This window comes from Fictibacillus solisalsi (assembly GCF_900103485.1).
Lineage (GTDB): Bacteria > Bacillota > Bacilli > Bacillales > Fictibacillaceae > Fictibacillus_C > Fictibacillus_C solisalsi.
In genome coordinates this window covers 1,293,552-1,314,118 of the sequence record NZ_FNHW01000001.1, presented here as the reverse complement: position 1 = coordinate 1,314,118, position 20,567 = coordinate 1,293,552, and the positions used below count along the sequence as shown (strand labels likewise).

At 44.5% G+C, this 20,567-nt stretch carries 18 protein-coding genes; 7 read left to right on the top strand and 11 right to left on the bottom strand.

Features of this window, described 5'->3' with window-relative positions; all coding sequences use genetic code 11:
- Positions 1-35: 35 nt before the first annotated feature.
- Entirely contained in the window at positions 36-809 is a 774-nt protein-coding gene (locus BLT53_RS06765; RefSeq protein WP_090233653.1) for an SDR family oxidoreductase, read from the bottom strand.
- 11 nt (positions 810-820) lie between these two features.
- Positions 821-2,044: an acyl-CoA dehydrogenase gene (locus tag BLT53_RS06760; protein ID WP_090233652.1), complete on the bottom strand. Its 1,224-nt coding sequence runs from the start codon at positions 2,042-2,044 to the stop codon at positions 821-823.
- Between the two features lie 183 nt (positions 2,045-2,227).
- On the opposite strand from BLT53_RS06760, the gene BLT53_RS06755 reads away from it, so the two are divergent.
- Positions 2,228-2,542 carry a hypothetical protein gene (locus BLT53_RS06755; protein ID WP_090233650.1) on the top strand — a complete coding sequence of 105 codons (315 nt, stop codon included), beginning with the start codon at positions 2,228-2,230 and terminating at the stop codon, positions 2,540-2,542.
- Between the two features lie 321 nt (positions 2,543-2,863).
- On the opposite strand, the gene BLT53_RS06745 is transcribed toward BLT53_RS06755, so the two are convergent.
- The gene (locus tag BLT53_RS06745; protein WP_090233648.1) at positions 2,864-3,850 is read right to left on the bottom strand and encodes an aldo/keto reductase; all 987 of its coding nucleotides are present in this window, start codon (positions 3,848-3,850) and stop codon (positions 2,864-2,866) included.
- A gap of 109 nt (positions 3,851-3,959) precedes the next feature.
- Entirely contained in the window at positions 3,960-4,529 is a 570-nt protein-coding gene (locus BLT53_RS06740) for a nitroreductase family protein (protein WP_090233646.1), read from the bottom strand.
- 207 nt (positions 4,530-4,736) lie between these two features.
- Between BLT53_RS06740 and BLT53_RS06735 the strand changes: the two genes are divergently transcribed.
- On the top strand, positions 4,737-4,928 hold the full coding sequence (locus tag BLT53_RS06735; RefSeq protein WP_061970103.1) for an alpha/beta-type small acid-soluble spore protein: 192 nt from the start codon (positions 4,737-4,739) through the stop codon (positions 4,926-4,928).
- Positions 4,929-4,972: 44 nt separating this feature from the next.
- Here the strand turns inward: BLT53_RS06735 and speD are convergent, their stop codons facing one another.
- On the bottom strand, positions 4,973-5,785 hold the full coding sequence (gene speD, locus BLT53_RS06730) for an adenosylmethionine decarboxylase (protein ID WP_090233645.1): 813 nt from the start codon (positions 5,783-5,785) through the stop codon (positions 4,973-4,975).
- 118 nt (positions 5,786-5,903) lie between these two features.
- Positions 5,904-6,833: a glutaminase A gene (gene glsA, locus BLT53_RS06725; RefSeq protein WP_090233643.1), complete on the bottom strand. Its 930-nt coding sequence runs from the start codon at positions 6,831-6,833 to the stop codon at positions 5,904-5,906.
- Between the two features lie 136 nt (positions 6,834-6,969).
- Between glsA and BLT53_RS06720 the strand changes: the two genes are divergently transcribed.
- Entirely contained in the window at positions 6,970-7,551 is a 582-nt protein-coding gene (locus BLT53_RS06720; RefSeq protein ID WP_090233642.1) for a YitT family protein, read from the top strand.
- 49 nt (positions 7,552-7,600) lie between these two features.
- Here BLT53_RS06720 and BLT53_RS06715 read toward each other — a convergent pair whose 3' ends face one another.
- Entirely contained in the window at positions 7,601-8,461 is an 861-nt protein-coding gene (locus tag BLT53_RS06715; protein WP_090233640.1) for a VOC family protein, read from the bottom strand.
- A 179-nt stretch (positions 8,462-8,640) separates the two neighbouring features.
- Between BLT53_RS06715 and BLT53_RS06710 the strand changes: the two genes are divergently transcribed.
- A complete protein-coding gene (locus BLT53_RS06710; protein ID WP_090233639.1) occupies positions 8,641-9,633 on the top strand; it encodes a zinc-binding dehydrogenase in 993 nt (330 codons plus the stop codon).
- 272 nt (positions 9,634-9,905) lie between these two features.
- Here the strand turns inward: BLT53_RS06710 and BLT53_RS06705 are convergent, their stop codons facing one another.
- The gene (locus BLT53_RS06705) at positions 9,906-11,048 is read right to left on the bottom strand and encodes an NADH-dependent flavin oxidoreductase (RefSeq protein WP_090233638.1); all 1,143 of its coding nucleotides are present in this window, start codon (positions 11,046-11,048) and stop codon (positions 9,906-9,908) included.
- Positions 11,049-11,268: 220 nt separating this feature from the next.
- On the opposite strand from BLT53_RS06705, the gene BLT53_RS06700 reads away from it, so the two are divergent.
- Complete coding sequence (locus BLT53_RS06700) at positions 11,269-11,964, top strand: CAP domain-containing protein (protein ID WP_090233637.1); 696 nt, start codon at positions 11,269-11,271, stop codon at positions 11,962-11,964.
- Positions 11,965-11,994: 30 nt separating this feature from the next.
- On the opposite strand, the gene BLT53_RS06695 is transcribed toward BLT53_RS06700, so the two are convergent.
- Positions 11,995-12,927, bottom strand: a complete 933-nt coding sequence (locus BLT53_RS06695; RefSeq protein ID WP_090233635.1) for a manganese-dependent inorganic pyrophosphatase — start codon at positions 12,925-12,927, stop codon at positions 11,995-11,997.
- A 319-nt stretch (positions 12,928-13,246) separates the two neighbouring features.
- Here BLT53_RS06695 and yhfH point away from each other — a divergent pair, with 319 nt between their 5' ends.
- Positions 13,247-13,375, top strand: a complete 129-nt coding sequence (gene yhfH, locus BLT53_RS06690; protein WP_090233633.1) for a protein YhfH — start codon at positions 13,247-13,249, stop codon at positions 13,373-13,375.
- Between the two features lie 84 nt (positions 13,376-13,459).
- Here yhfH and BLT53_RS06685 read toward each other — a convergent pair whose 3' ends face one another.
- Both BLT53_RS06685 and gltB read right to left on the bottom strand, forming a co-directional pair.
- Positions 13,460-14,941 carry a glutamate synthase subunit beta gene (locus BLT53_RS06685; protein ID WP_090233632.1) on the bottom strand — a complete coding sequence of 494 codons (1,482 nt, stop codon included), beginning with the start codon at positions 14,939-14,941 and terminating at the stop codon, positions 13,460-13,462.
- A gap of 17 nt (positions 14,942-14,958) precedes the next feature.
- Positions 14,959-19,521 (bottom strand): glutamate synthase large subunit, encoded by a 4,563-nt coding sequence (gltB, locus tag BLT53_RS06680; RefSeq protein ID WP_090233630.1) that lies wholly within the window; start codon positions 19,519-19,521, stop codon positions 14,959-14,961.
- Between the two features lie 129 nt (positions 19,522-19,650).
- Between gltB and gltC the strand changes: the two genes are divergently transcribed.
- On the top strand, positions 19,651-20,553 hold the full coding sequence (gene gltC / locus BLT53_RS06675) for a glutamate biosynthesis transcriptional regulator GltC (RefSeq protein WP_090233628.1): 903 nt from the start codon (positions 19,651-19,653) through the stop codon (positions 20,551-20,553).
- The last annotated feature ends 14 nt before the right edge of the window (positions 20,554-20,567 follow it).

Below are 20,567 nucleotides of genomic sequence, written 5' to 3'. Positions count from 1 at the left end.
CCTCCAGAAGATAAAATGGAATTTATTACGTTAACCTACATGGCATGAGCTCCGCCGTCTATAATCAATACATCTCCTGTAATGTAATTGGAAGCGCCGGAAGCAAGAAACAGAGCTGCTCCTTTCAGGTCATCTGCATTACCAAACCGATTAAGCGGTGTTCCTCCCAATATGGCATCCTTTCCGCGTTCCATTAGTACCTTTGACATTTTGGTTGGAAAAAAGCCCGGAGCGATGGCATTCACATTGATATTGTGCTGTCCCCATTTCACAGCCAGATCTTTTGTAAAGGTGATGACTGCTCCCTTGCTTGTGTTGTAGCCAATGGTATCCATGAAGCGGGGATCAGTGCCGCCGAGGCCTGCAACGGAAGAAATATTGATAATTTTGCCGGATTTTTGTTTAATCATCTTTTTACCAGCTTCCTGGCTCATAAGGAAAGTCCCTGTGACATTCACATCGATGACTTTTTTCCAGGCTTCGTATGGCATTTCTGCAACAGGAGCTCCCCATGTGGCCCCGCTGTTGTTTACTAATATATCAATGGTCCCGAAGGTGCGGATGGTTTCGCTCACCACGTTTTTTACATCATCCGGGTTGGTGATGTCACACCTCAATGCAAGCGTGCGTATACCCAGGCCGGCGAGCTGCTCCGCGCTTTCGTGGCATGCTTCTACATCTCTTGAACAAAGCACCACGTTTGCTCCTGCTTCAGCCAGGGCTTCAGCAATTTGCCGGCCCAGGCCTCTGCCGCCGCCTGTGACAATGGCCGTTTTGCCAGTCAGGTCAAAAAGCTTCATAACATTCATGGTTTCATCTCCTAATGGACCACTTGTTCTTCATATTTCTTTAATTCAAGTTTTGCCAGCTGGGCTCGGTGTACCTCGTCCGGTCCATCAGCAAGACGAAGGGTCCGGGCGTTGGCCCATTGCGCGGCAAGCGTAACATCATTGGAAACTCCAGCACCTCCGAAAGCCTGGATGGCACGGTCGATGACACGAAGAGCCATGGAAGGAGCAACGACTTTAATCATCGCAATTTCTGCTTTCGCCGCTTTATTGCCCACCGTGTCCATCATATACGCCGCTTTAAGCGTTAAAAGCCGCGCTTGTTCGATCTCAATCCGTGAATCTGCGATCCATTCGCGGACCACCCCCTGTTCGGCTATCAGCTTGCCAAAAGCTTCGCGATCTTGAACACGCTTACATAATTCCTCAAGCGCACGTTCTGCTGCACCGATCAGGCGCATGCAATGGTGAATTCTTCCGGGTCCCAGTCTTCCCTGGGCAATCGCAAATCCCTTTCCTTCCCCCAAAAGAATATTTTCTGCAGGAACTCTGACGTTTTCATAGGTAATTTCGGCGTGTCCGTGTGGGGCATGATCATAGCCAAAAACCGGCAGCAGACGGTCGATTTTTATCCCTGGACTATCCAGTGGAACCAAAATCATCGATTGCTGTTCATAACGGTTCATGGACGGATTTGTCTTTCCCATCACGATGGCTATTTTACAGCGTGGATCCCCTGCACCCGAGGACCACCATTTGCGTCCATTTATTATATACTCATCACCGTCTTTTTCAATTCGGGCCTCAATATTGGTTGCGTCCGATGATGCTACATCAGGCTCGGTCATCGAAAAACAGGAACGGATTTTTCCGTCGAGCAATGGTTTTAGCCATTGTTCTTTTTGTTGCTCTGTCCCATAGCGAACGAGCACCTCCATGTTTCCGGTATCCGGTGCATTGCAATTGAACACTTCTGGACCGATTAACGAACGACCCATAACTTCACAAAGCGGCGCATATTCCTGATTGTTCAATCCAGCACCGTATTCACTCTCAGGGAGAAAAAGATTCCAGAGCCCTTCATTTTTTGCTTTCTCTTTCAGCTCTTCCATAATGGGAGGAACATCGCTCCAACGGCTTTCCTGCTGATTAAGTTGTTCCTCATAAAGCTGTTCATTCGGATAAACATGCTGCTCCATAAAATCTGCAATTCGTTTACGAAGGCTGTTAACCCGCTCAGAATATGAAAAATCCATATGCTTCATCTCCTTTCAACTTACTAACCGGTCGGTATGTAAGATTACTTACAGTATACTCTTTTCCTTTTAAATTTCAAATAATTAACCGATTATTCAGAAAATTACTCATAAAGTCCTTTATTGTTTGTGCACTTAAGTTGGAATTCGGGTATAGGACATACTATTACCGGAGGTGAAATAATGAGCACTACGAAAACTCTTCTTGCCTGGGCCTCAGCTCTCTTTTTTCTTTATGCCGCATGGTCAGGTTATATAGATCAGGAGCTCTACCTTTCAAAAGTGGAAGGCCGCGTTCTGCAAAAGGAATATACTGAAATTGCTGTTGACCGGGGAATGAACGTTCAAACCCAGCCCCGTTATATGCTCCGCCTCTCTTCAGGCGAGAGTCTTTCGGTATCTTACCCGGATTTTCATTCAGTTGAACAGGGAGATCATGTTTTATTTATTAAACAGCACGGAAACGTGAATCTGTACGCAAAAAAAAGCCACTCCTGATGAAGTATTCCAGCTCATACTGGGAAACGACCTGTTCCCTGATCTGAACAACGGGTCTTTTATTACAGAATTTCAATTCAGCCTGGCCCGGAGGTTGATTGGTTTTGGTTCTCTCAATTTCAGCTATGCGGTAGTCCAACCGTTTCGTAACGAGTACCAGTTCTTTGATTTTGACTTCAGCATCTGCTTTTTGCTTCTGAAGCACTTCAAGAAACGAATCCAGATTCCGCTTTTCAAGCTGCTGCTTGATTGGTTTTAAGGGAACTCCTACCGTTTTCAAATAAATAAAAAAGGAACTCTCTAAGAGAGTTCCTGGGTAGATTAAATGTTTACACTTTTCATGCCTTCTGCCGGATAGCGTTCTCCCGCGGCTGCTCCTTTTGGGGCTACCTCATTTATGCGTCTAGTATCTTCTTGAGTGACTTGAACTCCCAGTGCATCTATATTTTCTTCCAGAAACTTGGTTCTCTTTGTTCCCGGAATCGGCACAATGTCTTCTCCCTGCGCCAGCAGCCAGGCAAGTGCGAGCTGTGAAGCTGTGCATTCTTTTTCTTTGGCAATTTCCTTAATCTTTTGAACAAGATCGAGATTTTTTTGAAAATTCTCTCCTTGAAAACGTGGCGAATTACGGCGGTAATCATCCTCTGCCAAGTCATTAAAGTTCTGGATCTGACCGGTTAAAAATCCCCGGCCAAGCGGACTATAAGGGACAAAACCGATTCCCAGATCGCGCACGGCGGGAAGATTTTGATCCTCCACATCCCGGCTCCATAACGAGTATTCCGTTTGGAGCGCTGTGATGGGATGAACATCATTGGCACGCCTGATCGTTTCCGGCCCAGCCTCCGAAAGGCCAAGAAATCGTACCTTTCCCTCCTGAACAAGGATGGACATTGCGCCAACTGTTTCTTCAATAGGCACGCCCGGATCCACCCGGTGCTGATAATAAAGATCAATATAATCAGTTCCAAGCCGTCTTAAGCTCTTTTCACACGCTTCCTTTACGTATTTCGGGTGGCCGTTTATTCCTAAAAAAGAACCGTCATCTCCTCTTACATTGCCGAATTTCGTGGCAAGGATCACATCCTGCCTCCGGTCTCTGATGGCGTTACCAACCAGTTCTTCGTTTTTCCCTACACCATACATGTCGGCCGTATCAAGAAAATTCACACCCAGTTCCAAGGCCCGGTGAATCGTGCGCACCGATTCCTCATCGTCTTGTCCGCTGTAAAAGTCAGACATTCCCATGCATCCTAAACCGAGTGCCGATACTTCCAGGCCCTGACTGCCAAGTTTCCTTTTTTTCACCAATGGTCATCCTCTCTTGCAACTGGATTTGGACATACAGATACCTTTACCCCAATTCGCAACAAAAAAACGAAGAGAGCATTGAATCAGCGCCTCTTCGCTTGCAAAACTAGTTTATCCATTGAGTAACTTCGTTGAAATGTTGTTTTTTTAGATCTGTCGGATTAACCTCCGGAAAACCCAGATAAATGAAGCCCGCCATCTCCCCGTTAGATGAAAGCTGGAAAAAATCCTTCATTTTTTCATGATAGCAAATGGCTCCCGTTCGCCAAACGGCACCAAGGCCCAACGCATGTGCTGCCAAAAGCATATTCTGAACAGCCGCATTTACCGCAGCAACTTCTTCCTCACGGATGATTTTCTGGCCATCATTTGGCTCCACGCCAACCGCAATAATGACTGGGGCTCGAAGCGGTTTTTTCTTCGTCTTTTCGAGTTTTTGAATATCTTCTTCAGAAAGCGGCTCTTTCATTGAAAGCTTGGTTACACTGGAAAGATGTTCCCCGAATCGGTTTCTGCCTTCTCCTGTCAGTACAAAGAAACGCCAAGGATTTGTACGGTGATGATTTGGCGCATACGTTCCGGATTCCAGGATTTTTTCGATATACTCTTTCGGTACAGGTTGATCTTTCACTTTCCCGATACTTCTTCTTGTTTTTATTGCATCAAAAATGTCCATGCAGCTTCACCCTTTTTTACTTGAACTTATGTCTTATTCCTTCTCATTATAACGCAGGAACTCCACCCGGGCTAAGTGTGTGCATTATTCCTTCTTTTCCATTCTTGAACAAGTGTTGTCCCTAGAACGAATGCCCCTGCCCATTTTCGGAAATCTTATATAACGGACAGCGAATCGCTGTTCAACTTTAAGCGGAGGTGTTGAAGCATGGCAAGAAACAAACTTTTGGTACCGGGTTCTGAAAATGCTCTAGGGCAGATGAAGGAGGAAATTGCCAATGAGTTTGGAGTAAAGCTTGGTGCAGACACAACTTCGAGAGCGAATGGTTCTGTCGGCGGTGAAATGACGAAACGTTTAGTCGCTATGGGAGAACAACAGCTCAGAAACCAGCCTCGTTAAAGCTGGATTTCAAAAAAAGAGACCCCTCTCGGGTCTCTTTTCTTTTACCGGCGGTTCATATTTCGCCCAAAATAGATTTCATCCATCTCTTCAGTAATCCTTGAAGTGATTGCTGTTTTTTCCTCTTCACTCAGCGATTCACTCTTATAGCCGAACAGGTAATTGTTTAGATCAAATTTTTTTAATTTGCATTTGGTGTGAAAGATATTTTCCTGATAAATGTTGGAATCGATCATGTCAAATTCTTCTTTATGTTCTTCATCAATGTAATTTTGAATGGAATGGATATCATGGTCAATAAAAAGCTTTCGTCCTTTAAAATCTCGTGTAAAACCTCTTACCCTGTAATCAATCGTCATAATATCCGTGTCGAAAGAATCTATCAAATGATTCAGCGCTTTCAGCGGCGAAATCTCACCGCAGGTAGAAACATCTATATCTGCCCTGAACGTACTGATTCCCTCTTCCGGATGGTATTCTGGATACGTATGAACCGTCAAATGGCTTTTATCTAGCTGCATAACGACGGATTCCGGCATTGCAGCCGGCTTTTCTTCGAGGTGATCGGTCGGCACTTCCACTACCGGCCCTTCTGATACTAATACAGTAACGCTTGCTCCCTGAGGCACATAATCCTGCTTGGCGATGTTCAAGACATGAGCCCCGATCCGGTCGGAGACCCCCTGAAGGATGCGGGTTAACCGCTCAGCACTGTACTCTTCATCAATGTAGGCAATGTAAGCTTCTCTTTCCTCTCTCGTTTTCGTATAACAAATATCGTACATATTAAAACTTAATGATTTCGTTAGATTATTGAATCCATGCAATTGTATTCGCTGGTTTGGCGTTATGTTCATGAATGATGTCCCCTTATTTCCGATAGTTTTTGATGACAGGTCCATTAAATAGTTTTAAGATACCCTCCATCGTGCATAAAAAAACAGCTTCCTTATCAGCAGGAAAGCCCTTTTCTACTTAAAACATGCTTAAATCATACTGTTTGGACAGCATTTCAAGTATTTTTACCCCCGCGATGCTGTTTCCTTTATTATCTAGGGCTGCACCAAAAATTCCGATGCCAAACCGGTTCGGAACAGCTCCCATGATGCCCCCGGAAACGCAGCTTTTTGCAGGTATCCCTACACGTACAGCAAACTCGCCGGATGCATTATACATCCCGCATGTCACCATAAAGGTTTTACAGATCCGGGCAACGGAAACAGGAATAATCTGTTCTTTGGTTAACGGCTCGGCTCCGTCAAACGCAAACACCAGTCCGATTCGTGCTAGGTCCAGGCAATTCATCTCAATCGCACATTGTTTCGTATACAGATAAATGAAACGCTCCACATCTTCATTGATAATACCGTGCTGCTTCATAAAATAACACAGTGCACGGTTAAGATGCGCAGTCTCATGCTCCGAGGCTGCTACATCCTCACAGTAGGAAATGGCAGGATTACCAGCGAGCTTCCTTATAAAATCAAGCAGCCGGTTAAATCTCTCCTGAACGGATTCTCCTTTAATCATATGAGTAACAGCAAGCGCCCCTGCATTAATCATCGGGTTAAGCGGTTTGGATGGTTTGCTGATTTCGAGTTTTACGATGGAATTGAATGGATCTCCAGTTGGTTCGTATCCCACTTTGGAAAACACGTGATCTTCCCCCTGGTCCATAAGCGCCAGTGCAAGTGCCAAAACTTTTGAAATGCTTTGAAGTGAAATTTTCATCTTCACATCACCGGCAGACAGGCAGTTTCCGTCAGGATAAGATATTGCAACAGACAACTCGTCCGGATCCGCCTTATGTAGCGCAGGGATATAGTCTGCCACCTTACCAAACTTGGTATATTCTTTTGCTTTCATCATAATCTGCTTTAGCTCTTCACTTGATGTACAGGGCATAATTGTTTCTCCGTTTCTGTTTCATAGAATTAGTTTTCACTTCATTGTCCGGTTCATACGGAAAACGGATGAAAATTAATAATAAAGAGTGGTTGAACATAAAGTAATATAAATAAAGGGACAGGGATGAAGAACTATGAATAAACTTATAGCCATCGGCTGCGGAAGTACATTAATGGGAATTGGAATTAATGGTTTTATCCTGCCACAGCATATATTGAACGGAGGTTTTATCGGCCTTGCCCTCCTGTTGAAGTACACTGCCGGATTTCAGGTGGGGATGACGATCATCTGTCTCAGCGCTCCAATCTTTTTGATGGCGCTGCACTATAATAAACTCTATTTTTTTAACAGTCTGATGGGTATGCTACTTTCCTCCCTGCTGATTGACGGTATGTTCCCCTTGCAAGGACTGTTCCACCTTCCCATTTGGATCAGTGCCTGTATTGGCGGGACATTGATCGGAACAGGAGTCGGGGTAATGATGAGATATAATACTTGTGTCGGCGGGCTTGATCTGCTCGCACTCCTGATGTCCAAATGGTTTCGATTCAACCCGGGTCTTCTCATGATTATCCTGGATGCAATCATTATTACAACGGGCATGCTTGTCTTGAAAGATCCCTATTTGTTGTTTTCATTTGTGACCATTTTGATTGCGGGATTTGTAACAGCACTTTTGACTTCATATCAATCGGTCAATTTGTTTCTATCATAAAAAAACCTCATCACATACTATACGATGTGATGAGGTTTTTGAATGTTTGTTACTGATATTCTACAGCAAGTTTCATTTTTGTTCCGGACGGATCAGTCAGGTAAAAATCCGTCTCTGTTTGTGTTGAAACAAATCCTAAAGTTTCAAGGCGGATGACTGCCTCTTTTCTAGCTTCATTCGTTGGATATACAACCAAAAATTCGTCGATTCCCACAGCATTGGAAGCAGGAGCAGGAGCACCTTTTCCATTCCAGATATTCAGGCCGAGATGATGGTGGTACTTGCCTGTTGAAATGAAAAGCGCTTGGTTGCCGAGTCGCTGGACAACCTCAAAGCCAAGTCCTTTGCAATAAAAAGCTTCGGCCTCTTCCAAGTGTGAAACATGAAGATGGAGATGGCCCATAATGGTTTCCGGTGGCAGCCCTTCAAATACCATACCCATACTTTCAGCAAGCAACCCTTCTGCATCGAGTGGTTCAGTTGTCATGACCACCTGTCCGTTATTCCATTGCCAATCACCTGAGTCTCGGTCCCGGTAAATCTCGATTCCGTTGCCATCCGGGTCAGCCAGATACAACGCTTCACTGACAAGATGATCAGACGCTCCCTGAAGCGGATAACCAATATTGAGCAAATGCCGCAAGACTTTGGCCAGCTCCTTCCGGGTTGGAACAAGCAATGCAAAGTGGTACAAGCCAGCAGTGCGTGGCTGCTTAGGCTGGGCGTTCTGGGGCTGTTCAATCGTTAAAATGGTGCTTGTGCCATCCAGTGTAAGTTCGACCTTGTTATCTTTTCGATTGAGAATGGAAAATCCTAATATATCATCATAAAACGATAAGGAACGATCCAAATCCTTCACGATTAAATGAACTTGCTGAACAAAGGTTTGCGGTGCAGTATGAAAATTCATGAGATTCTCCTTTAACTTTTCACATACAAAAAGTAAGTTTGTTACTATATATTATATGCTTCTTAACACAAAAAGCAAGAAAAATATCCGATGGAAAACAACATAGCGGACATCTCCCACTCACTTTGATACACTGAATGATAATCGTACATATAGTATTACATTCACGGGAGGTTGTTATGAAAGCACTTATTCATCAAAAACAAAAAGGACTGGAAGGCCTTCATCTTTCAGAAATGGAAGAACTGACACCCCAAGCTGGAGAAGTAAGAGTTAAACTGAAAACCGCAGGATTAAACCATCGTGATTTGTTCGTTCTTCAAAGACATCAACCAGAAGATCCGCCGTTGGTAATAGGTTCCGATGGTGCAGGGATTGTGGACGCCGTAGGTGAAAACGTCACTTCCGTGCAGGTCGGAGATGAAGTGATTATTAATCCTGGAACAGGCTGGAGAAACACGAGTGATGCGCCCCCAAAAGGATTTGAAATTCTTGGCCTTCCGTTTCATGGCACGTTCGCCGAAAAGATTGTCATCCCTGAGGAAAACGCCCTGCCAAAACCTTCTCACCTTACATGGGAGGAAGCAGGTGTCTTATCATTGGCTGCACTTACTGCCTATCGTGTCTTGTTCACGAGGGCCAAAATAAAGGAAAATCAAAAAGTTTTGATTCCCGGCATTGGAAGCGGGGTCGCGACCTTTTTACTTCAGTTTGCCAAAGCAGCCGGAGCTGAGGTGTATGTCACCTCCCGCTCAAAAGAAAAAGGAGACGCCGCACTCAAGCTTGGGGCTGTAAAAGCCATTGACAGCAATGAGAATTGGAACGACCAGCTTGAAAATCAGAAGATGGATCTTGTAATCGAAAGCGTAGGAGCTGCCACGTTCAATCAATCGCTCGATCAGCTCAGGACCGGAGGAACTATCGTGGCATTTGGTGCCTCGGCAGGTGATGAAGTGAAGCTGGATCTCCGAAAGTTCTTTTACGGCCAGTTCAACTTTTTGGGGTCAACGATGGGCAGCGGGGAAGAATACAGAGAAATGCTGCAATTTATTGAAGAACACAATATTAAACCTATTGTTGACAAGGTGTATGAGCTGTCACAATATAAAGATGCCTTTGACCGGATGGAGAACGCTTCTCAGTTTGGAAAAATCGGTTTTAAGATAGTATGATATAAAAAAACATCCCGGACGAATCCGGGATGTTTTTTTTATCATTCGGGTGTGTTTAAGTTAAAGGTTGAACCGAACATAATACAGTAAGCCATCCCCTATATTGTTCCGTACATTTGTTTTGACCCAAAGAGATATGTCGGAGGATCATACCAATCTGCCCTCCTGTTTTGTAGGGTACTACCATAATATGAAGCCGCATCATTCAAAGATTGAATACATGTCCATGAAAAAAACCCCTTTTTGCCTGAAGACAAAAGGGGTTTCATTTCTTATTGATTTTCCTCTATTGGGAACCACCCTGGAGTATTAATAATCGCCTGCCATAATGCGTCAGGGACCACCAATTCATGTTGAGCGTCTTTTTTTAGCTTTGTTTGTATTTCAGAAGCGCGCCCTTCTTCAATTTTTTGGACCCAGTCTGGATCGATGATTAATTCCCTGCCAATTGCAATAAGCGGTACTCCCGTTTTGATGGCCTTTAAGGCATCATCTGCTGAGTAGATGGAGCCGACACCGATTACAGGAACCTTGCTGCCCACTCTTTCCTGGATAATTTCCATTCGAGAACGGGTATCATTCACTCCTCTTCTTGGAACAGACCAAAAGTCCATCAGTGAAACGTGAACATAGTCCAATTGCTTTTTCGCAAGTTCATCCACTAATAACAATGTTTCATCCATTGTAATTCCTGGTGTCTCTGGTTCTTCAGGTGAAAACCTGTATCCGACCAGAAACGGCTCCTTCGCATGCTTCTTCACTGCACTTTTCACTTCGTCGATCACAGCAAGCGGGAACGCCATACGCTCTTTAATTGTTCCTCCCCACCTGTCCGTACGCTGATTTGAGTGCGGGGAAAAGAACTGCTGTATCAGATAGCCGTTGGCTCCATGAATTTCAATTCCGTCAAACCCAGCTTCAATAGCTCTTCTAGCCGATTCACCAAAGTCCCGGATGATCGACTGGATTTCTTCATCTGTAAGTTCACGGGGGAGCGGTTGCTCACCGGTTGGCGTCTGCTGCTCAGGAGCCACCGCACTCGCACTGACAACATCGCCTTCAGGCACCAATTCAGGAGGACACATACGGCCGCCATGAAAAACTTGGAGAATAGCTTTCGCGCCTTCTTTTTTGATGCTCTCCGCCAGTCTTCGAAGGCTTGGGATCATTTCATCATTGTGGGTGCCAAATTCTCCTGGAAATCCTTTTCCGCTTGGACTGACATAAGCACAGGCCGTAATGACCATTCCAGCGCCCTTGGACCGCCGGATGTAATAGTTCACTTCACTTTCTGAAACCGTGCCATCTTCGTTGGAAGAAAAATTGGTCATGGGAGCCATGACTACCCGGTTTTTCAATGAGATTCCATTATCAAAAGTAAAATCATCCAATAAGGGCTGATATTGATTTGTCATAAAGACACTCCTTTTTTCTCTGTCTGTCATCCATCATACTTTCAAAAAGTAATTTAAGCACGAAAAGTGCTCACTGACCGTTTTTCTTATCGCAATGGTTATAAACTTCCCTTAATGGACCAGTTGTATGATGCTGTAAGCTGATCATGTATGGGTTTTTCCGATTGTGAAATACTATGGACGTCTGGAAAAAATAGCACATCTTGAAAGGAGGACAAACATGAAGCGTTCCCAGATCATCTTTTCATTCTTCGCGATTATTCTCTTTCTTGCAGGCTGCAACAATGTAAGTAAGGATGAACTTCGCAGCGATCAGAAAGATCATAAGTCATTATCCGGTCAAAAAACGATTAAAACGAGCAATGGTTATCTCACATCGGAAAACCAACCTTATCGCTCATCCACAGGGCATAAAACGACATCGAAAATAAAAAAAGAAAATATTTCATATAACAACCCTGATACCCAAATGGAAACCAATCCTGACATGAATGGAACTGTTCCGCCGGCTGCCCCACCTTCTGGCAACCAGGGATTCAGCCAGGAAATGATTCAGCAGGTAGTAGAACTCACCAATCAGGAACGGAGGAAACATGGACTTTCTGACCTGAAATACGATCCACAATTGACCAATATGGCACAATCCAAAGCAAATGACATGGATAACAATAATTATTTTTCACACAACAGCCCGACGCAAGGTTCCCCTTTTGACCAAATGGATAAAATGAACATTGATTACGATTCGGCTGGAGAAAATATCGCCATCGGCCAACAGTCCCCTGAACAAGTCGTCAACGACTGGATGAACAGCGAGGGACACCGGAAGAATATTCTAAATCCTGATTACACCCATATCGGAATCGGTTATACCGGCAATGACGATTGCTGGACACAGGAGTTTATCAAAAAATAAAAGAAGCCGGAAGACCGGCTTCTTTTATTTTTACTGAATGTTGAATGTATCTGTAAGTACAGGTACAATTTGTTTTTTTCGGGAGACTACCCCTTTGAGTACAGCAGTATTGTCCTCAAGTTTTACATTATAAGCTTTTTCCACAACCCCTGCCTTGTTACCAATCGCAAGTCCGGTGGAATCATTGGTCAGGATATCCGTCACAACGAACAGGAATAGGTCAAGACCTTTTTCCTGAACGATACTGTTGATCGCATTTTCAAGTTCTTGTTTTCTTTCAAACACTTCATCTGTATCGACTGTATTCACCTGGGCGATTTCAACCTTGCTGTCTCCCATTTGGAATTCTTTCGCATCAAGTGCAATCAGCTGGTTCACTGATTTGTCGCTAAGGTCCGCACCCGCTTTCAGCATTTCCAAACCAAAGCTCTCAGCATCCACACCGGCAATTTCAGCAAGCTCTTTCGCTGCTGCAATGTCCTGTTCTGTACACGTCGGAGATTTGAACAGCAGGGAATCAGAAATAATTGCGGAAAGCATCAGACCTGCGATGTTCTTATCTACAGCCACTCCGTTTTCTTTGTACATTTTATTCAAGATAGTGGCTGTACATCCAACCGGCTCGGCGCGATAATACAATGGATCACTTGTTTCAAAGTTAGCAATTCTGTGGTGGTCAATCACTTCAAGTACTTGCACAGAGGCAATATCAGAAACACTCTGTTGGCGTTCGTTATGGTCCACCAAAATGACCTTGTCCACTTCGTTGGCAACCGTTTCAACAAGACGTGGAGCAGATGTGCCAAATTGATCAAGTGCATATTGTGTTTCTCCATTGACCTCTCCAAGACGGACCGCTTCTGCGTTGACACCGAGTTTTGTTTTCAGATCAGCATAAACAAGCGCTGAACAAATTGTGTCTGTATCCGGGTTTTTGTGTCCAAATATCAATATTTTTTCCATACGTAAACTTCTTCTCCTTTGTCCTCTAAAAATGTATTCTCCAGGTAAAACAGTACTAGAACAGATGGACATCCACTGTTTCACTCAACGTTATTATTTTAGCATTTCCTGAAGCTTGGGTAAAACAGAACTTGCGCACATATACTTTAGTATAAACCAAATCGAAGGCACAAGGCGTGACTTTGTACCTCGTTCTTTCTGATCTTCTTAAGCTGCACTAGTCTTTTTGTCGTGTTTTCAAAATAATCTATAACAGATATTGACGTTCCGGAACTGTTATAATACAATGTGTTTAACAGAAAACAGGAGGTAATGCTGAATGTTGACATTGGAATTTTATCGTAACTTGCCTGAGAAACAATGCCGGGAATGCGGGAAAAAGATGGATGAACAACATGAATGCTATGTTCAGGAATGCGAACATTGCGCCACACAGCAAGAAGCCTAGTTTTCACCCCCTTTAACAAGAAAACAGCCGACAGTGACTGTCACCTCTGTAACAGAGGGCAACAGTTCACAAACGGCTGTTTTTTTATGCAAGCACAGTACTTCCCATCAAGTATTTATCCACTTCTCTTGCCGCTTCACGGCCTTCCTGAATAGCCCATACGATCAGGCTTTGCCCTCTTCTGGCATCACCTGCTGCAAACACACCTTCCACATTGGTGCGGTAATCTCCATGTTTGGCCTCAATTTTTTGATTGTTTGAATTTACGCCGAATTGTTGGAGCAGCGGCTGTTCAGTACCTTCAAAACCGATTGCGATGAACACTAACTGCGCCGGCCATACCTTTTCAGTTCCCGGCACTTCCTTTAGTACCGCTTTTCCTTCTTCGTCTGTTGTAAATACAGTTTGTACAGTATGAAGTTCCTTGAGATTTCCTTCCTCATCTGCAACCAGCTTTTTAGTCTGAACTGTATACTGTCTGGGATCTTTGCCAAACTTTGCTTCGGCTTCCTCATAAGCATAATCCATCGTAAAAATGTTAGGAAGCTCCGGCCACATGTTATCGGGTGTTCTTGCTTCCGGAAGTTTTGGATACTTGCCGAATTGTACAATGCTTCTGCAATTTTGGCGGAGAGCAGTAGCCACGCAGTCTGCACCTGTATCTCCTCCGCCAATAACAATGACATCTTTGTCCTTTGCATCGATTTGCTGATGAACCGGAACATTCTCGTTAAGAAGGCTTCGTGTCGAACCTGTGAGATAATCCATTGCATAATGTACACCTGTTGCTTCACGGCCCTCCAATACCAAATCTCTTTGTTTTTGGGCACCCACACAGAGAATAACAGCGTCATATTGATCTTTCAGTTGATCGGCAGTAATATCTTTGCCTACTTCAGTAGAACAGATAAAATCAATGCCTTCCTGTGTCAGGAGCTGGATGCGCCTTTCCACAACCTCTTTTTCAAGCTTCATATTCGGAATTCCATAGGTTAATAGTCCGCCGGCACGTTCTGCTCTTTCATAGACGGTCACGGAATGGCCCGCTTGATTTAGCTGGTCAGCCGCTGCCATTCCTGCTGGACCTGAACCAACGACTGCAATTTTTTTGCCCGTCCTGATTTCAGGAATCCGCGGGGTAATCCATCCGTTCTCAAAGCCTTTATCGATAATGGCTTGTTCAATATTCTTAATGGTAACTGCCGGCGAAGAAATCTCTACGGTGCAAGATCCTTCACATGGCGCCGGGCATACACGGCCCGTAAATTCAGGGAAATTATTGGTTTTCATTAGCCGCTCGAGTGCATCTTTCCATTTTCCCCGGTAAACCAGGTCATTCCATTCCGGGATCAGGTTATGGATGGGACAACCTGAAGTCATCCCTCCAATATCCATACCAATGTGGCAAAATGGGGTTGCACAATCCATGCACCTTGCACTCTGTTGATGAAGGGTCTCATCATCCATCCGTTCGGTATGTTCTTTCCAGTCGTTTAAGCGAGTGAGAGGATTACGTTCTTTTGCTTCTTCTCTCGCATATTCCATAAATCCTGTTGTTTTACCCATACGTCCTCTCCCCTTTCCTAATTAAGAATTAGCTGATTTCTCTTTGCTGAAGGACTTTTTTTTAAAGATGATGATTCAAGAAACGCACTCATTACGGCTTCATCATGACTTTTTCCGGAGTTTTCCTGTTCCGCAATCCGTTGGATCATTTGTTTATAATCCTTCGGAATGACTTTTACAAATTGAGAAGCATATTCATCCCAGTTACTCAGGATAATCGCCGCTTTTGAGCTGAGTGTATAATGATAATGGCTCAGAATCATCTGCCTTACCTCTTCTTCCTCCTCATGCGTTGCAAAAGATTCAAACTCCACGCTCTCTTTATTACATAGTGATAAAAAGGCTTCCTTATCGCTGGCAAGAATATAAGCTACTCCACCCGACATACCTGCTGCAAAGTTCTTTCCTGTTTCCCCAAGAACAACAACTTTTCCGCCTGTCATATACTCGCAGCCATGGTCGCCGATTCCTTCAGTGACGATATTGGCTCCGCTGTTTCTTACCGCAAATCGTTCACCGGCAGCTCCATTAATATACGCTTCTCCACTTGTTGACCCATAAAACGCAACATTTCCGGCAATCACGTTTGTGTCAGACAAAAAGTCGGATTCTTTTGGCGCAGTGACGATAATTTTACCGCCTGACAGCCCTTTGCCCACGTAGTCGTTGGCATCTCCCGTCAAGTACAAGCTCATACCTTTAGGAATAAAGGCACCAAATGATTGGCCGGCAGAACCTTTGAATTGCAGATTGATCGTATCTTCCGGAAGCCCTTCTTCACCATAACGCTTGGAGACCTCACTTCCGCAAATCGTCCCCGTCACACGGTTGGTGTTATTAAGATTGAAAGAAAGATAAACTCTTTCCTGCTCTTCAAGCGCTTGTTCGATCGCCGGTAGTATGGTTGTCATATCCAGTGATTCTTCAATTTTATGATTCTGAGGCGTCTGGAACGTTCTTACTGAACCATCCACGGTATGAATCAAATTGTTCAAATTTAATTGTTTTGCTTTCCAATGGTTCTTCGCACGTTCTGACATTTCAAGAATGTCACTGCGCCCGACCATTTCATCCATCGTTCTAAATCCGAGCTCAGCCATAATCTCGCGGACTTCCTGAGCAACGAAGCGCATATAGTTGACGACATGATCAGGATCTCCCATAAACTTTTTGCGCAGTTCAGGGTTTTGTGTGGCAACGCCAACCGGACATGTATCCAAGTGACAGGCGCGCATCATAACACAGCCCAATACGACAAGCGGTGCAGTGGCAAATCCATATTCTTCTGCGCCAAGTAAAGCTGCGAGCACTACATCTTTACCTGTCATCAGTTTTCCGTCAGTTTCTAATACCACGCGGTCACGCAATCCGTTCAGCATCAGTGTCTGATGGGCTTCGGCAAGGCCAAGTTCCCAAGGCAGGCCAGTGTGCTTGATACTTGTTTTAGGTGATGCGCCAGTACCCCCGTCGTATCCGCTGATAACAATGACATCAGCAGAGCCTTTTGCAACACCGGCAGCGATTGTGCCGACGCCCGCCTTGGCCACCAGTTTGACGGAAATTCGCGCGTCCCTGTTGGAGTTCTTCAAATCATGAATCAGTTGCGCCAAATCCTCGATCGAGTAAATATCATGGTGAGGAGGCGGTGAGATCAGTCCAACACCAGGAGTAGACCCACGGACATCAGCCACCCAAGGATATACTTTATTACCCGGAAGCTGGCCGCCTTCACCAGGTTTTGCTCCTTGAGCCATTTTAATTTGCAGTTCATCAGCGTTCACCAGGTAATGGCTTTTGACACCAAAGCGGCCAGAAGCGATTTGCTTGATCGCACTGCGACGGAAATCCCCATTCTCATCCGGGATATAACGGGATGCATCTTCTCCGCCTTCCCCACTGTTGCTTTTGCCTCCTAAACGGTTCATGGCAATCGCCAAGGCTTCATGAGCTTCACTGCTCAATGACCCAAAGGACATGGCCCCTGTTTTAAATCGTTTTACAATATCTTCCACAGACTCAACTTCTTCAATCGGAACTCCCTGGCCGGCAGGAAACGAAAAGAGGTTGCGCAAGAAATTCAATCGCTCTTCGTTTGCTGCTGAGGAATATTGTTTGAACAAATTGTAATCGTTTCTGCGGCAAGCCCACTGCAGCGTATGAATCGTTTTAGGATTAAAGGCATGGTGCTCACCTGTTTTTCTCCACTGAAACTCGCTCCCTGAATCCAGTGCCTCAGTATCCCGCTTATTGTAGGCTTCACCGTGGCGCTGCAGCGCTTCCTGAGCAATGGTCGCAAGATCAATTCCATCGATCTGAGAAGCAGTACCGGTAAAGTAGCGGTCTATTACATCTTCACCAATTCCGACTGCTTCAAAGATTTGCGCTCCGCGATAGCTCTGAATGGTTGAAATCCCCATTTTGGACATGACTTTTACTACACCGTCTGTAACACCTTTAATATATTTTTTCACAACGGAATCGAAGGACATTTCAAGGTGTCCGTCCAGAATGGCCTGTTGGTATGTGGCATATGCCAAATAAGGATGAATGGCGTCTGCTCCATAACCGATCAGAGCGGCAAAGTGGTGAACTTCACGTGTTTCTCCAGAATCCACAATCAAGCTTACTTTCGTACGCAATCCTGCACGTACAAGATGATGGTGCAGACCGCTGGTTGCCAGCAAAATAGGCATCGGTGTGCGTTTTTCATCCATTTCTCGGTCTGAAAGAATGAGGAGAGTATGCCCATCTTCAATGGCTTTCTCCGCTTCTTTGAATAAAGTATTTAATGCAGATTCCAAATCTTCAGAAAATAGAGTGGGCAATGTACAGCTTTTAAATTCAGGCAGCAAATTTTGTTTTAACAGTTTCAGTGTGCTGCTTGGTAAAATTGGAGTATCGAGCTGGATGCGCCTGCAGTTAGAAGCTTCTGTATGCAGTAGATTCCCTTCTGCTCCAAGGTAGCCAATCGTCGAAGTAACCACCTGCTCCCTTAGAGAATCAATCGGCGGGTTTGTTACTTGTGCAAATAATTGCTTAAAATAGTTAAACAAGGATTGGGAGCGGTCAGATAATACAGCCAACGGGGTATCATTCCCCATGGATCCCACCGGATCTTTTCCTTCATTAATAATGGGCACCAAATACTTTTGAACATCTTCATACGTATAGCCAAACGCTTTTTGGCGTAAGGTCATGTTATCCACTGCTTGTGGTTCTTCCGGTTGACCTTCATCATCAAGACGAATCAAATTCTCATCGAGCCATTTGCGATAAGGATTCGCCATGGAAAGCTCGGTCTTTATTTCCTTATCAGAAACAATTCTGCCTTTCTCCAAGTCGATCAGCAGCATTTTACCCGGGCTGAGACGATCTTTGTATAGTACATTTTCAGGCTCTACATCAATCACGCCAACTTCTGAAGAAAAGATGATATAGTCGTCTTTTGTTACATAATAACGTGCAGGGCGCAACCCATTGCGATCAAGAATTGCTCCAATCTGACGACCGTTAGTAAAGGAAATGGCCGTAGGTCCGTCCCAAGGTTCCATTAGTGTGCTGTGATATTCATAAAAGGCCTTCTTTTCTTCTGTCATATGCGGGTTATTTTCGGACCAAGGTTCCGGAATAAGCATCATTGCTGCATGGGCAAGCTCCCTGCCCGCCAGAACGAAAAATTCAAGGGCATTGTCCAAAACAGCAGAGTCACTGCCATCTGTATCCAAAATCGGCAGAAGCTTTGCCAAATCATCTCCGAAGGCTTCTGAAGCAAATTGCTGTTCACGGGCCTTCATCCAATTGATGTTGCCGCGCAGTGTATTGATTTCACCATTATGGATCAAGTAGCGGTTTGGATGTGCACGCTCCCAGCTTGGAAATGTATTTGTACTAAAGCGGGAATGGACTAAAGCAAAAGCCGATACAAAAGCATCATTCTGCAGGTCCACATAAAAGGAATCCACTTGTTCAGGCGTTAGCAGTCCTTTGTAAACAATGGTTTCGGATGAAAGGCTTGAAAAATAAAAACGCAAGTCTCTTTCCTTGCCCCAGCTTTCGGCTTGTTTACGGATCAGGTATAATTTCCGTTCAAAAGGCAAACCATTCTTCACTTCACCTGAAACCTTTATAAATACCTGATGAATCGATGGGCAACTTTCTTGTGCCAGTATTCCGATTTTTTCGTCAATTACAGGTACACTTCTCCATCCTAAAAGGACTTGGCCTTCTTGTTCAATTAAACGATTGATTTTATCTTTAATGATCAGTTGTTCTTCCTCGTCCTGCGGCAGGAACAGCATCCCGACTCCATAGCTTCCTTTTTCGGGAAGTGAAAATTCCTTGCAGTTTTCTCGGAAAAACGCGTCTGGCAGTTGAACCATAAGCCCGGCACCGTCGCCGGTAAGTGGATCACTTCCCTGTCCTCCTCGATGGTCCAGCTGGCAAAGCATGCTTAAACCCTTCTTCACAATATCATGGGTAGCTAGTCCTTTAATGTGGGCGTATAAGCCAATACCGCATGCATCATGTTCAAATTCGGGACGGTAGAGGCCCTGTCGTTTTGGTAATTGATGAAATGTCATTGTTCGCTCCCCCGTTTCTGTTGTCTTTTTTATAGTTTAGGTTTTATAATTCATCCAAACAATATATAATTTAGATAAGATTGATCTAATTTTGAGAATAATAAGAGAAAAGTAATGGAGGGTTGACAAATGGAGCTGCGGCAATTGCAGTATTTTATTGAGGTGGCGGAACGTGAGCACGTATCTGAGGCGGCGCAGCATTTGCATGTTGCACAGTCTGCCGTCAGCCGGCAGATTGCCAACCTTGAGGCAGAATTAAATGTTGAATTGTTTGAAAGAGAAGGAAGGAATGTAAAGTTAACTCCTGTTGGCAAACTTTTTTTAACTCACGCTGCGACCGCGTTAAAGGCCATCGATTATGCAAAAAAGCAGATTGATGAATATTTGGATCCAGAACGCGGTACCATTAAAATCGGATTTCCTACCAGTTTGGCAAGCCACTTGCTCCCGACCATTATTTCCGCATTTAAGGAAGAACATCCAAACATCGCGTTTCATTTAAGACAAGGCTCTTATCATTTTTTAATAGACGCTGTAAAAAAAGGGGACATTGACCTGGCTTTTTTAGGTCCGGTTCCAGCCAATCAGTCAGATGTACAAGGGCATATCTTGTTTACAGAAAGAATTTCAGCCCTTATGCCGGCTGATCATCCTCTTGCAGAAAAAAACAGCCTTATGCTCAGTGATCTTAGAAATGATTCTTTTGTCCTGTTTCCGGAGGGGTATGTGCTGCAAGAAGTGGTTGTGAATGCCTGCAGGGAGGCCGGCTTCACTCCAAAAATCTCTTCAGAAGGTGAAGACATGGATGCGATCAAAGGACTGGTGACCGCCGGAATAGGTGTTACTCTTTTACCCGATAGTTCATTTTATGAAACAACACCCCGCTACACCGTAAAAAAGCCGATTGAATTCCCCCTTGTGCAGCGTACTGTAGGACTGATCACGCCGAAAAGGCGAGAATTGGCGCCGGCTGAAAATGTATTCTATGATTTTGTAATTGACTTCTTTTCTAAACTTGAACAATATCAATAAAAAAGCCTTGAAAA

Excerpts from the sequence above, each read along its gene's own strand:
- BLT53_RS06765 (WP_090233653.1), bottom strand. The coding sequence starts at position 809 with ATGAATGTTATGAAGCTTTTTGACCTGACTGGCAAAACGGCCATTGTC.
- BLT53_RS06760 (WP_090233652.1), bottom strand. The coding sequence starts at position 2,044 with ATGGATTTTTCATATTCTGAGCGGGTTAACAGCCTTCGTAAACGAATT.
- BLT53_RS06755 (WP_090233650.1), top strand. The coding sequence starts at position 2,228 with ATGAGCACTACGAAAACTCTTCTTGCCTGGGCCTCAGCTCTCTTTTTT.
- BLT53_RS06740 (WP_090233646.1), bottom strand. The coding sequence starts at position 4,529 with ATGGACATTTTTGATGCAATAAAAACAAGAAGAAGTATCGGGAAAGTG.
- BLT53_RS06735 (WP_061970103.1), top strand. The coding sequence starts at position 4,737 with ATGGCAAGAAACAAACTTTTGGTACCGGGTTCTGAAAATGCTCTAGGG.
- speD (WP_090233645.1), bottom strand. The coding sequence starts at position 5,785 with ATGAACATAACGCCAAACCAGCGAATACAATTGCATGGATTCAATAAT.
- glsA (WP_090233643.1), bottom strand. The coding sequence starts at position 6,833 with ATGCCCTGTACATCAAGTGAAGAGCTAAAGCAGATTATGATGAAAGCA.
- BLT53_RS06720 (WP_090233642.1), top strand. The coding sequence starts at position 6,970 with ATGAATAAACTTATAGCCATCGGCTGCGGAAGTACATTAATGGGAATT.
- BLT53_RS06715 (WP_090233640.1), bottom strand. The coding sequence starts at position 8,461 with ATGAATTTTCATACTGCACCGCAAACCTTTGTTCAGCAAGTTCATTTA.
- BLT53_RS06710 (WP_090233639.1), top strand. The coding sequence starts at position 8,641 with ATGAAAGCACTTATTCATCAAAAACAAAAAGGACTGGAAGGCCTTCAT.
- BLT53_RS06705 (WP_090233638.1), bottom strand. The coding sequence starts at position 11,048 with ATGACAAATCAATATCAGCCCTTATTGGATGATTTTACTTTTGATAAT.
- BLT53_RS06700 (WP_090233637.1), top strand. The coding sequence starts at position 11,269 with ATGAAGCGTTCCCAGATCATCTTTTCATTCTTCGCGATTATTCTCTTT.
- BLT53_RS06695 (WP_090233635.1), bottom strand. The coding sequence starts at position 12,927 with ATGGAAAAAATATTGATATTTGGACACAAAAACCCGGATACAGACACA.
- yhfH (WP_090233633.1), top strand. The coding sequence starts at position 13,247 with ATGTTGACATTGGAATTTTATCGTAACTTGCCTGAGAAACAATGCCGG.
- BLT53_RS06685 (WP_090233632.1), bottom strand. The coding sequence starts at position 14,941 with ATGGGTAAAACAACAGGATTTATGGAATATGCGAGAGAAGAAGCAAAA.
- gltB (WP_090233630.1), bottom strand. The coding sequence starts at position 19,521 with ATGACATTTCATCAATTACCAAAACGACAGGGCCTCTACCGTCCCGAA.
- gltC (WP_090233628.1), top strand. The coding sequence starts at position 19,651 with ATGGAGCTGCGGCAATTGCAGTATTTTATTGAGGTGGCGGAACGTGAG.